The sequence below is a fragment of the Stenotrophomonas maltophilia genome (genome assembly GCF_039555535.1).
Taxonomy (GTDB): Bacteria; Pseudomonadota; Gammaproteobacteria; order Xanthomonadales; family Xanthomonadaceae; genus Stenotrophomonas; species Stenotrophomonas maltophilia_Q.
Genome location: NZ_CP154630.1, coordinates 2055176 through 2067532 on the forward strand (window position 1 = coordinate 2055176; position 12357 = coordinate 2067532).

Genomic DNA, 12357 nt, shown 5'->3' on the forward strand with positions numbered 1-12357 from the left:
CTCAGCGGCCGTCGCTGGCGGCAGCCGGTGCCGGCGAAGGCACGCTTTCCGGCTTGGGCAGGCTCAGCTCCGGGTTGCCCTGTTCGGCCTGCAGGATCTGGATGCGGCGTTGCAGGGCATCCAGCTGGCTGTTGGTGCTCTGCACGTCGGTGCTGAGGCTGACCGCCTGCTGCTGTGCCTGCTGCAGGGCGGCGCTGACCTGGGCCGACTGCGCCTGCTGTTGTTCCATTTCCTGCTGCAGGGTGCGCAGGCGTTCCTCGTTGTAGGCCACCAGGCGCTCGGTGTAGCGCTTGCCGGCTTCCAGGCGGGTGGTATCGATGTAGACCTGGGCCAGCTGTTCGGACTGCTGGGCAAAGGTACGGTAGACCCGCTCGGCGTTGTCGACGGCATCGGTCTTGATCACCCGCCAGAAGTTCTTCTCCTGGAACAGGGCGACGTAGTAGGTCAGAGTGTTGGCGTTGAACAGCAGGCTGGCGCCGTAGTTGCCGTTGTAGGTCGTGCGCAGCTCGGTCAGCTGGCGCGAATCCATCAGCTGCTTGAGCTCGTCAACGGTGTTGCGCACCACCGGCGCGCTGCGTGCGGCCGGCTCGGCGGCTGCCTCACGGTCGCCACGGGCAGCCATCGCCGCCGGTGCCACCAGCATCATGGCCACGGCCAGCAGTGCCGCGCCGCGCGCGTGCCGGGCGAAGACCGCGCCCCCTGAAGTTTCTCGCATGTCTAGACCATCCACGGATGAGTGTGGGTTGAGATGAAGGTGGTTCCCCGCCGGGAGTCTAGCATGGGCGCGGGCGCCGCCAAGGGCGCCCGTCACGGGTCAGTAGACCAGCTGCGCCGCGCTGCACTGGATCGACTGCACGTTGACGTCGGTGCGGCCCAGTTCCAGGCCCAGCACGCTCGCCAGCAGGTTGGTCAGCAGCGTGCCGACGCTGTTGAGCACCGGCCGCAGGGCGGCCAGGATCGGCTTGAGCAGCGTGCACAGCAGGCCACTGCAGCTCACGCTGCCATCCGGATTGGTGACGCCGGTTCCCCCGGCGCCATCGAGGAAGCCGGCCGGCGCGGTCTGGATGTACGAGGCCAGGTTGTTGCGTACGCAGCCGTTGTAGTCGATCAGGTTGCCGAGCAGGCTGTCGCAGCGGTTGATCAGCAGGCCGCCCACCAGCGATCCGAGCAGCCCATCGAGCACGCCCAGTCCCTGGCCGGTGACGGTCACCTTGAACGCGTCCCAGACCGGACCGTCCTTGTGGCAGGTGGCCAGGTTCAGCAGGCCGCAGGCGTAGGGCAGGCCTCCGGGCACGGTCCAGCTGTTGAGCGGGGCCAGTTGCCGGCTTGCGTCGCCATCGCGCAGCAGTGGAATCAACTTGTCCACCTCATAGCGGGTGTTGGGCGGGAAGGTGGCCTGCAGATAGCGGTCGGCCAGTGCCTTGGCGGTGTCGTTGGCGCTCATGCCCTGCTTGGGCGAGCTGAGCATGCCAGACAGCACGCGCAGCAGTTCATTGACCAGGTCTGACACCGCGTTGCCCACTGCCAGTGGATTGATCCGGGTCGAGGCGGTTTCGCCCGCAGCCAGGGTCAGGCTCTGCGAGCTGGTCAGGGCGGGCAGGGTGATCTTGTCATTGATCAGGGGTTGCCCGAGCAGTTTCAGCAGCTGCTCGTTCTTCAGGGTGGCGTCGCAGACATTGCTCCTGGAAAAGCGCTGCGCCGGATCGACATTGCCGACACAGGCGCGCAGCACCGACGAATCGACCTGGATGGTGGCCTTCTGCGGGCTGGCGCCGCATTGGATGCCAGTCAGCGTGCCCATCGCATTGGCCACATCGACATGCAGTGGCAGGTGCAGTCGCGTGCCGAGCAGGTTCAGCAGCGGGCCCACCGCGAACAGGTTGTTGCTGTCCACGTCCGCCATCAGCCGCACCTGCGCGTTGTACGCGCGGGTACCAACACCACCGATGGCGATCGAGGGCGGCTCGACCACGCCGGCCTGGATGTTGATGCCCAGCAGGTCCAATCCCTTGACCGCCACCCCGTTGCCGTCATTGGCGATGGAGATGGCGGTGCTGATCAGGTTGAGTACGTTGACCTTCGTTTCCAGCGCGCTGCCGACGGTGCCATCCGGCGAGACGACTTCGGCGAACAGGCCACCGCCGCCGGACTGGCTGCCCAGCACGATGTTGAGCTTGTTGATGTCCAGCTGGGTGGCAACCAGATCGGACAGCGCGCGCAGCTGTACGCCCACGGTGGTATCGCGGCCGACCACGGTGGCGGTGGCATCGACCAGCTGTGCCAGCGAGATCTTGTTGACCGACAGCAACCGGTTGAAGTCGGCCACGCTGAGGTTGGCGCTGACCGGGATGTTCAACGCCTTCAGCAGGCCCGACGGGGTGATGTTGGCCTGGGCCAGGCCGTCATAGGAGAGCACGGTGGCATTGGTGACATCCAGGCCGACCAGGCGCAGGGTCGAAAGCAGTACCGAGTCGCCATTGGTGCGAAGCAGCTGCGAACCGACCGCGAACACCGCGGTCGGTTCGGAACGTCGGGCCACCGCCTCCACGCTGACGGTGGGCAGGCGGGTGTTCTGGCCGAAGAACGGCACCACGCTGCGCTGCGCGACCACCTGCACGGCATTGCGTGGGTTGCTGGCATCGACGGTGGTGACGAAGCGGTTCGACGTGCTGCGTGCGGCGCTCCAGTTGCCGCAGCGGATCTGCAGGGTGCCTGCAAACCTGTTCTGGGTGACCGCGCTCTGCCGCGCTGCGCTGTTGTCGCTGTTGTCAGGCGTGCACAGCTCCAGCCGCTGTGCACCGGCCAGTGCGGCGAGGTCTGCGACCTTCTGCGCGTCGCGCTTGGCCCAGAACAGATAGCCGATCTCGATCAGGCCCAACATCGCCAGCAATGCCAGCATGACCAGCATCATGGTGATCGACATGCCGCCGCGCGGGCGGCTGAAACTGAACTGGCGTGGGCGTTTCATGGCCTGTCTCAGCGTCCGGATGAGGATGTTCCCTTGGACTTGGCGACATCGGTTTCGAAGAAGTCCGGGATCTCGTGTTCGAAGCTCTTCAAGTAGCGGGCGTAGCTCAGCGTGGCCTGGTCGCCGAGGATCGGCAGGCGTTGCCCCGCCTGCTGCCCTGATGCCTGCAGGCGGAACAGGTCGCGCGCGGTATCGCCGATCTGCGTGCGTGCAGGGCGGGGCGCGGATGCGACGTGGTCGGTGGCAATGATCGCCGGGGCGGCGGCCGGTGATGCCGACGGAGCAGGGGCTGCAAGGTCCACCGTGGCCAATGCCTCGGACTGCAGCGGCTGCGGGGCCGCTGCCACTGGTGCGCTGCCGCCGAGCATCTGCCCGGTCAGGGGTTGCTGCTGCGCCTGCGCGCCGCCGGCCATCAGCAGGCAGGCCAGTGCAGGCAACAGGCGTCGGGTCAGGGGCATCGCGCTCATGGAGTGTTCCCGTTCGGCTGATCGGAGGTGCTGAAACGTTCCAGCATCGAGGGCGGCAGGCGTTGTGGGTCGCGCGCATCACGGATGTCGCGACGTGGTTCGGCGGCCAGGCGAGTGGTGCTTTGCGGCGCACGGGTAGTGGTACCGGCGATGACGCGGCTGGGCGGGGGCGCCGGCACAACCCGTTCTGCGGCGGCCTGGCGCTGCTGCAGCCGCGTGCGGATCTGCGCGGCCTGCTGCTGGATGCTGTGCTGGGTGTCCTGGTTGAGGTTGGCCTGCTGGACCAGGCGCTCGGCGGTGGCGGCATCCCCGCGCAGTACGGCCCACAAGGCAAGATTGGCGGTGGCCTTGGCATTGCCCGGCGACAGTTCCAGTGCCTTGGCAAGTGGCTCGCGCGCCTGCTCGAAGCGGCCCGCACGCAGGCGCGCGTAGCCAAGATCGCCCAGGTAGTCGGTGTTCAAGGGCTGCAGCTGCGTCGCCCGGGCCAGCGCCTCTTCACTGCCGCTGTCGTCGTCACGGCGGGCAGCGATCAGGCCCAACCCGTGCGCGGCCGCTGCGGCCTGCGGACTGCTGGAAAGTTCCCGGTACAGGGCGATGGCAGCGTCGGCCTGGCCGGTCTCGCGCAGGGCGTCGGCCTGCAGCAGGCGCAGCGCCGGCGGATCGCCGTAGCGCTGGCGGAAGGCATCGACGTGGGCCAGCGAGGCATACCAGGCACCCTGCTGCTGCATGCGCCCGATCAGTTCCAGGTAGGCATTGCGGCTGTCCTGCGGTGCCGGTTCGGGCGCAGCCAGGCTGGGGGCGCGCAGGTACTTCGGCGTGGTCGACGCACAACCACTGGCGACGGCGGCGAGGGCAAGCAACAGGCAGGAGGTGCGCAGGGCAGGCATCAGGGCGATCCCATCTTGGACATGGTGGTGGCCAGCGCGACCAGCGCCGGTCCGGCAAGAACCAGCATCAGCGCTGGCAGCAGGGTCAGCATCATCACCACGGTCATCTTCACCGAGAGCTTGCCGACCTTTTCCTTCAGGGTGTTGCGGCGCTGTTCCCGCAACCGGATGCTGAACTGCCGCAGCGGTTCCTGCACCGCGCCGCCATGTGCGTGCACCTGCAGGATCAACTGCATCAGGCTGGTCAGGTCGTCATCCGCATAGACCTCACTCAGGCGACGCAGGGACTGCGCGCGGGTACGGCCATGGGTGTAGGCGACGTTGGCCTCCTGCAGCTCGCCGCCGAGCACCGGCAACGCATCGCGCAGCTTGTCGCCCAGCGTCTGCAGGCTCTGGTCCATGCTGAAGCCCACGCCTTGCAGCAGGCGCAGCAGGTCGATCAGCAGGGGCAGCTCGTTGTCGACCGCGCGCCGGCGGCGCTTCACCCACGAAGAGAGGATGAACTTCGGCAGCAGCAGGCCTGCCGCGAGCGCACCGATCACGACCATCATCCTGGCCAGCCCCTGGGCACTGCTGAACGCCAGGGCCAGCGCCAGCACCAGTACGCCCAGCAGCAGTCGCACGCCAAGATAGATGGCGGTGCCACGTCGTGTGTTCCAGCCTGCCAGGTCCAGCAGCAGCCGGTCTTCATTGGCCAGCAGCGCGGATTCCAGGCGGCCGCCACTGAGCGCGCGCCCGAAGCGTTCCAGCCAACCCAGCGAATCACGGCGCGCGGCCTCCGGGTCGCGTGCTTCATCCCGCGGTTGCAGCGCGGTCTTCAAGGTGGCCGAGGTGCGCTGTTCGCGGTGGCTGCGTATCCATCCGGCGATGCCCAGCAGGGCAACACCGGCGGCCAGCACCAGCAGGGACAGGGCAAACCAGGTGCTTGCGCTCATCGGGCACCTCCGTGGTGGATTCCGGTGGTCATAGCGACTTGGCCAGGCGATAGAGCAGGAAGGCGCCAAACAGCTCCAGCCCGAGCGCGATCAGCAGGATCTTGTGACCCAGCGGATCGTGCAGCACCGGCTGGAAGAACTCAGGGCTGGAAATCGCCATCAGCACCGCGCTGGCCGGTGGCAGCAGGCCGAGCACCCAGGCCGACATGCGCGTTTCCGACGTGGTCGCGGCCAGCTCCTGCTGGGCCTGCTCCAGGTCGCGCATGAAATCGCCCATGCGCTGCAGGATCTGATCGGAGCGCCCGCCGATGCGCACGCTGACGCCGATCACCACGGACAGTACCTTGAGCACGTCCATCCGGTAGGGTTGCGCCGCCAGGCTCAAGGCACGGTCCAGGTCCATGCCGCTGCGTGCGTAGCGCACGGTGGTGTCCAGCAGTCCGCGCAGCGGCGCGCTGGTCTGCATCGACGCCACCTGGAACGCCGCCTGCAGGCTGTTGCCGAGTGCGGTCAACCGCACCAGGTTGTCGAGGAAGTCGGGCAGCTGGTGCAGCAGCTGTGCACGCAGTTTCGTGGTGCGGCGCATGACCCACAGCCAGCAGCCCAACAGGTACAGCAGCAGGGTCAGGGGGAACATCCACGCCGTGCCGAGCCTCAGCATCGCCACGACCGAGAGCACCAGCCCCGGCACCAGCAGCATGAGGGGCAGCTTCCAGCCCGTCTGCAGGCCCGCACGTTGCAGCAGGCCATCCAGCGGCAGCACCCGGCGCCCGGCACTTGCAGGTCGCGCCGGGTCGTTGGCGGCGGCCACCGATGCCCCGGCCGGTGCTCCGCCACTGGCACCTCCGCGAGCCAGCTGCTGCTCGGCGTGCTGCAGCGAGGCCTGGCGCTGTTCGCGGTTGCTGGCGGTGCCCCACAGCCACACCGCAAGCGCCAGCAGCACCGAGATGATGCTCAGTACACCCAGCAGCAGGCCCGTGCCCATGCTCAGAAGTCTCCGTACAACGATTCGCGCAACTGCTGGCGGAACGGTTCCAGCTTGTGCGAGTGCGGATGGAAGCCCAGTCCGATCCAGCGGTCGGTTTCCTTGCCATTGCCGTCGATCTGCAGTTCGTGACGGAACATCTCCTGGGTCGTGATCAGGTTGTCGCTGACACCGGTGATTTCCGTGATCGAGACCAGCACGCGCCGGCCGCTGCCCAACCGCGATATCTGCACGATGAAGTCGATGGCGCTGGCGATCTGCCGGCGCAGGCTGTCCTCGCTGCCCTGGAACCCGGCGAAACCGGCCAGCATCTCGATGCGGTACAGGCAGTCACGGGGTGAGTTGGCGTGGATGGTTGCCATCGATCCGTCGTGGCCGGTGTTCATGGCCTGCAGCATCTCCAGCACTTCGGCACCACGCACCTCACCGACCACGATGCGGTCCGGGCGCATGCGCAGGCTGTTGCGGACCAGGTCGCGGATGCTCACCGCGCCATGGCCTTCGGCACCACCGATGCGGCTTTCCAGGCGGACCACGTGCGGATGGTTGAGTGACAGCTCGGCTGTGTCTTCGACCGTGATCACGCGCTCGTTGGGCGGTACGTAGCTGGCCAGGGCGTTCAGCAGCGACGTTTTGCCCGAGCTGGTGCCGCCGGACACCAGGATGTTGCAGCGGCCCAGCACCATCGCCTTCAGAAGCGCCTGCATCGGCGCATCGAAGGTGCCCTTGGCCAGCAGCTCGTCGGGGGTGAACGGGTCCTTGCGGAACTTGCGGATGGAGACCATCGGCCCATCCACCGCCAGCGGCGAGATGATCGCGTTGAGGCGGCCGCCGTTGGGCAAGCGTGCGTCGACCATCGGATTGGAGTCATCCAGGCGGCGGCCCAGCGGCGCGAGGATGCGGCGCAGGATGCGCAGCAGGTGGGTGTCGTCGGTGAAGCGCTGGGTGGCGCGCTTGAGCTGCCCTCCCTGCGAGACGTGCACATCCTTGAATCCGTTGATCAGGATGTCTTCGATCGTCGGGTCATGCAGCAGGTCGTCAAGCGGGCCGAAGCCGGTCAGCTCCTTGACCAGTCCTTCTGCGACCACCTGCATCTCCTCCTCGTTGATCGGGATGCGCCATTCCTGGATGAAGCCCACCGTCTGCACCTGCACCCAGCGGGCGATGGTGTCAGGCGCCCAGGAATCGATGTCGATGCGCTCGTCTTCGATGCTGTTGAGCAGGTGTTCGTGGGCGGCCGACAGCACCTTCTGGTACTGCTCGGTCTGCGCGAACGGCAGGTGGCCCGGGGCGCTGTCGGGCAGCACCGGGCGGGTGGCGGCATGCGGGAACGGGGTTACCTTGTCTTCCATTGCGATCCACCCAGGGCAAGGGAGAGTCTTTCCCGCAGGCCATGGGCCTGGACCGGGCAGGCAGCCGGATCCAGGCGCGAGACGAGCGGGGCGAGGGCACGCAGGTAGGGGTCGCGCGGTGCGTCCTGCAGCAGCAGATGCCCCTGGCTGGCCGCCAGGCGCACGCGCGGGCGCTCGGGCAGCGTGGCCAGCAGTGGCACTTCGAATCGGCGCGCGATCTGCTCGGGGCTCATGCCGCTGCTGTCGTCGTGGCGGTTGATCACCAGTTGCAGCCGCTTCTCCCGTTCGCGCTGGCCGGCCAGGTGCTTCAAGGCCTGGTCGAGCGAAACCAGCGTGGCGATCGAAGCGTCCGTGACCAGCCAGATCTCGTCGGCCTGGTCCAGCAGCAGGGGCGGCATCTGCCGCAGCGGGCAGCCACCGGCATCGCACAGCACGCTGGCGAACACGCTGCGCAGGCGCTGCAGCAGTGCGCCCGGGTCCGACGGCGGCACGGCATCACTGCCGCTGGCGCGGTCGAGCAGCACCAGGCCGGTGTCATGGCGGGCCATCGCCGTCCGGGCCAGGGTGGCGTCGATGCGGCTGGCGTTGCGCAGTGCATCTTCGTAGTGGAAGCGGCTGTCCAGGTTGAGGTACAGCGCCAGGTCGCCGGACGGCTGCGCCAGTTCCATCAACAGGCCGTCCTGCTGCAGGGCCTCGCCCTGGGCCAATGCGCGGGTCTGCTGGGCCAGTACCGAAAGATGCGCGGCAAGGGTGCTGGTGCCGACCCCGGCACGCACGCCCAGCAGGACGATCAGGCGCGCCTTGTGCGCGTGCTGGGCGGTGGCGGCTGGACGTGGCGACAGGGCACGACGCAATGCAGCCTCGATGCCGATGTTGTCGCTGTCCAGGTCCAGCACATCGCGCAGGCCGGCACGCAGCGCGATCACCACGCCTTCGACCTGGGCGGCGCTGGTGGCGCCGACGGCGACCAGGGGCAGGTCGGGTTGGGTCTGCTGCAGCTGTTGCGCCAGCAGGCTGGAGGCCGCGGCGTGTTCCGGGCGGAAGTCGAGCAGCACCAGGCTCTGTGGCCCGCGCTGCAGGTCCTGTGCGGAGGTCGGCATGCTGCTGTCCTGCCAGTGCAGGGTGGTGGTCGGCGGCAGTTTCGCCGCCAGCCGGGGCAGCAGTTCGCGATCCATTCCGTACAGGACCAGATTCATCGGCGGTCCTTGCGGATGCAGCGGCTGGGCGGTGGCGTAGGGCATGGGCGTGGTATCGCAGGCATCATGGGAATCAGCGTGAGAAGCCAGGTACCGGATCCTGGCTGATCGGGCCAAGCAGCCACGCCCCCCACTCGGGAAGGTTCGGCCTGGCTTCGCGTTCGCCAGGCAACGGCAGCTCGGTATTGCGCGCCAGCGGCTGCACCAGCCGCGGCGTGACGATGATCACCAGCTCCTTGTCCTGTCGCTTGTAGTCGAAGTTGCGGAAGAACGAACCGATGATCGGCAGGTCGCCAAGCAAGGGAATCTTGCCGACGTTGGAGACGACATTGGAGCTGACCAGGCCACCGATCACGAAGCTCTCGCCGTCACCCAGTTCGACCGTGGTGTCGGCACGGCGCGTGGTGATCGATGGAATCTGCACGCCGTTGAGGGCAATGGCGTTGCTGTAGTCCAGATCACTGGCTTCCGGTGCGACCTTCAGCGCGATGCGGTTGGGGGCCAGCACCGTCGGGGTCACGGTCAGGCCGATGCCGAACGGCTTGTAGGTGATGGTGGTGGTGCCCAGGCCCTGCGGTTCCAGGATCGGCAGTTCGCCGCCTGCCAGGAAGCTGGCGCTCTGGCCGGACAATGCAACCAGGGTAGGTTCGGCCAGCACGCGCGCCATGCCGTTGCTCTGCAGCAGGTCGACATCGGCGTTCCACAGGCCCTTGGTCGAGCCGAACACCAGCCGGAACGCCGAGGAAATGGGCGACTCGGACTCATTGCCGGAGTTGCCTTCCTTCATGCCGGGCAGGATGCCGGTATTGCCCGGCAGCTGGCCGCCCGGGCGGGCGAAGCCGTAGGCGAAGTTGCCATTGCGGTTCTGGAAGCTGATGCCGATCTGCTTCAACGCGGTCTTGTTGAATTCGACCACCTTGACCTCGACCTGGACCACGCCGCCGCTGCTGACCGTCGAGGCGTCGGCAAGCAGCCCGTCCTTGCCCAGCGCCATGGCGGCGGTCTTCTGTTCCTGCATGTGCGAGAGCACGCTGTCGGTGCTTCCCTGCAGCAGGCCCTGGTTGTCCTGCTGGGTGAACACCAGCCCATTCGAGCCCGCGTCTGCCGCGCCCTGCACGGCACTCTGTACGCGCACCTGCAGGCGTTGCGGCTCGGCCTGCTTGCGGTGCCACAGCAGGAGGGTGGTCGTACCCGGCGCCTTCCCGACCAGCAGCGCCTGGCGCTGCCCACGCAGCATCACGATGTCGGCGACGCCCGGATCGGCGATGGCCACCCGTTCCAGGTCGGCCGGGAGGGTCCATGGGCGCTGCTCACGCGCCTGCAGCACGAGATCGTCGGCGGCCACGCTTGTCGCCGGAGCCAGCAGCACCAGCAGCAGGGCCAGCCAGCGCTGGCGAGGGGAGGGGCGTGGGCGGAGGCGTTCGGTCATGGATGCGCTCGATGCAGGTCAAAGGGAACCACGGGGGGCGGAGCTGTCGCCACGGATGATCTCGATGCCCGACGCACGCGGTGCGCTGCGCCGAGTCGGCGGCGCACGCGCCGGGATCCCCGGGGTGCTGCGGGCCGGCGTGTTGCCGCGGCCGGCCAGGGCGTCACCATCGATGCCGGCGAAGGCATGGTTCTCCGGCCGCTGCAGCGCGAGCTGCTGTTCGGCATCGAGTCCACGCAAAGGATCGATCACGCCACGCGCCTGTGGAAACAGTGCAAGGTCGGGTTGCCCCGTATCAGCCGGGTTGCGCAGGGCCAGGAACAGCTTTCCCTGCTGCGCACCCAGCAGCAGCCGGTTGGCATCGGCCACCGGCACTGCCAGCACCGCGCTGCGTGCCGGCTGGGTGGCCTCGTTGCCCGAGCCATGGCTGCTGCCATTGCCGGTGATGTCCGCGGCGCGGGGGTCGTTGCGGGTATCGCCTTCGTTGCCGGCGACGGCATCGCCGGTGACCGGAGCGATGTCCTGTTGGCCGTAGCTGAGCACGCGCAGCCGTGACAGCAGCAGGCGGGTCTGCGCGGCCTCTGCCGGACCGCTGGCGTTGGGCTGGGCATCGCGCAGGTTGAGGAAGACATCGACGAAATCACCCGGCAGGATGCGGTTTCCGGCGCCGACCAGTTCATCCACCGGAACGGCCAGTGCGCGTTCGCCCGGGCGCAGCTGCAGCGAGAATCCCTGTGCCAGGGCGTTGCTGCTGATGGCGGTGCCCTCGGCAATGTCCTGCACTGGTACCTTGCCGACTACGGCAGAGATGCTGGTGGCTGCACCGGCTACTGCCGTGGTTCGCTGCGCCAGGCGCAGGCCGTTGGCGGTGATCGGTTCACCGGCAGGCAGCCGGGCCACGGCTTCGACCACGGTGATCGCCTGGGCTTCGCTGTGCGCGACGGGCGCGGCCGTCGCTGGCGCGGCCGGTTTGCGCCCGATCATCAGGGCGATCACTGCCAGCAGCACGGCCAGCCCGATCAGGGCGACGGCAGCGATGCGGGTCAACTTGAGCATGGAACCGTCTCCTGTACCGATCGTCAGTTGCCGCTGCCGAGGTCGAGCTGGGCGACCGCGACACTACGGATGGGAGCCTGCATCACCCACTTGTAAAGCGTGGCGGTGCCCGGCAGGAAGGGATGGCTGGCGTAGTCATAGCTGACCGTCACCGTCATGCACTGGGCAGTGGCCAGGCCGGCGCAGGGGGCCTGCGCGGAGACCACGATGGCGTTGCTGCCGCCATTGCTGCAGTCGACACCCTGTCCAGAGAATTTCAACAGCCACTGCATCGAACTGCGGGCTGCGAGGCAGGCTGCAGTACGCCGTTCATTGGCGCTGCCATAGCGCAATGAAGCGCGAGCGCCCTCGGCCGAGGCCGTCGCCAACGTCTGTTGCGCGGCCATGATCATCACGCCGGAGAATGTGAACAGCAGCAGTGGCAGTAGGCCCAGCATCAGCATCAGGGCAAATTCGATGCTGGCCACGCCGCGTTGAAGCCGTGGATTGTGGATGCTCATGCCACACCTCCATAGACGCTTGCCAGAACCCAGCCGATGCCGGCGATGGCCAGGTAGGCTGCATAGGGAATGCCCTGTCGTCCCTGGCGGGCGGCCTGCATGTCGCGCAGGGCGGGGTGCGATTGCCATTGGCTGCTGGCGCGGTTGACCTGCATCTGAAGGCCCGTGGGTAGCATCACGCCCAAACGGCGGCCAATAATGATCACTGCCGCGTGCAGGCCGGCCGCGAGACTTGCCACCACCCAGATCGGCAGCAGGGCCTTCCAGCCCAGCATCAGGCCCAGTACCGCGAAGAACTTGACGTCGCCGGCGCCCATCCAGCGGATGGCATAGAACGGCAGCAGGGCCACCAGGCCGAGCGCCGCGCCCGCTGCGTGGTCAAGCCACGGCTGGCGCGGCGCGCTGAACTGTCCCGCGATGATCAATGCGATGGCAATGGCGGATGCAGACAACAGCCAGGCATTGGGCACCCGGCGGGCATACAGGTCGCTGATCGCGATCCGCAGGCACACGCCGATGGCCAATAGTCCCAGCAACGTCATCGCACACTCCGTCGTCCGTCATTGGACAGTCTGCAGTTGC

Annotated in this window: 12 protein-coding genes; all 12 read right to left on the minus strand. The window is 67.6% G+C overall.

The window, feature by feature from the left end:
• Window position 1: 1 nt before the first annotated feature.
• On the minus strand, window positions 2-715 hold the full coding sequence (locus tag AASM09_RS09535; protein WP_012480553.1) for a DUF2968 domain-containing protein: 714 nt from the start codon (window positions 713-715) through the stop codon (window positions 2-4).
• Window positions 716-814: 99 nt separating this feature from the next.
• On the minus strand, window positions 815-2968 hold the full coding sequence (locus AASM09_RS09540; protein WP_100443822.1) for a TadG family pilus assembly protein: 2154 nt from the start codon (window positions 2966-2968) through the stop codon (window positions 815-817).
• An 8-nt stretch (window positions 2969-2976) separates the two neighbouring features.
• Window positions 2977-3435 (minus strand): DUF3613 domain-containing protein, encoded by a 459-nt coding sequence (locus AASM09_RS09545; protein WP_049426682.1) that lies wholly within the window; start codon window positions 3433-3435, stop codon window positions 2977-2979.
• Window positions 3432-4322: a Flp pilus assembly protein TadD gene (locus AASM09_RS09550; protein ID WP_049426683.1), complete on the minus strand. Its 891-nt coding sequence runs from the start codon at window positions 4320-4322 to the stop codon at window positions 3432-3434. Before AASM09_RS09550 ends, AASM09_RS09545 begins: the two co-directional genes overlap by 4 nt.
• Window positions 4322-5257 (minus strand): type II secretion system F family protein, encoded by a 936-nt coding sequence (locus tag AASM09_RS09555; protein WP_049426684.1) that lies wholly within the window; start codon window positions 5255-5257, stop codon window positions 4322-4324. The genes AASM09_RS09550 and AASM09_RS09555 overlap by 1 nt, the downstream gene beginning before the upstream one ends.
• Before the next feature lie 28 nt (window positions 5258-5285).
• Complete coding sequence (locus AASM09_RS09560) at window positions 5286-6242, minus strand: type II secretion system F family protein (protein ID WP_049426685.1); 957 nt, start codon at window positions 6240-6242, stop codon at window positions 5286-5288.
• 2 nt (window positions 6243-6244) lie between these two features.
• Window positions 6245-7594, minus strand: a complete 1350-nt coding sequence (locus AASM09_RS09565; RefSeq protein WP_049426686.1) for a CpaF family protein — start codon at window positions 7592-7594, stop codon at window positions 6245-6247.
• Window positions 7579-8835, minus strand: coding sequence for an AAA family ATPase (locus AASM09_RS09570; RefSeq protein ID WP_049426687.1), 1257 nt, complete (start codon window positions 8833-8835; stop codon window positions 7579-7581). Before AASM09_RS09570 ends, AASM09_RS09565 begins: the two co-directional genes overlap by 16 nt.
• A 28-nt stretch (window positions 8836-8863) precedes the next feature.
• Entirely contained in the window at window positions 8864-10219 is a 1356-nt protein-coding gene (locus AASM09_RS09575) for a type II and III secretion system protein family protein (RefSeq protein WP_049426688.1), read from the minus strand.
• 18 nt (window positions 10220-10237) lie between these two features.
• On the minus strand, window positions 10238-11275 hold the full coding sequence (cpaB, locus tag AASM09_RS09580; RefSeq protein WP_049426689.1) for a Flp pilus assembly protein CpaB: 1038 nt from the start codon (window positions 11273-11275) through the stop codon (window positions 10238-10240).
• A 23-nt stretch (window positions 11276-11298) separates the two neighbouring features.
• On the minus strand, window positions 11299-11775 hold the full coding sequence (locus AASM09_RS09585) for a TadE/TadG family type IV pilus assembly protein (protein WP_049426690.1): 477 nt from the start codon (window positions 11773-11775) through the stop codon (window positions 11299-11301).
• Window positions 11772-12317 (minus strand): A24 family peptidase, encoded by a 546-nt coding sequence (locus AASM09_RS09590; RefSeq protein ID WP_049426691.1) that lies wholly within the window; start codon window positions 12315-12317, stop codon window positions 11772-11774. Before AASM09_RS09590 ends, AASM09_RS09585 begins: the two co-directional genes overlap by 4 nt.
• Between the last annotated feature and the right edge of the window lie 40 nt (window positions 12318-12357).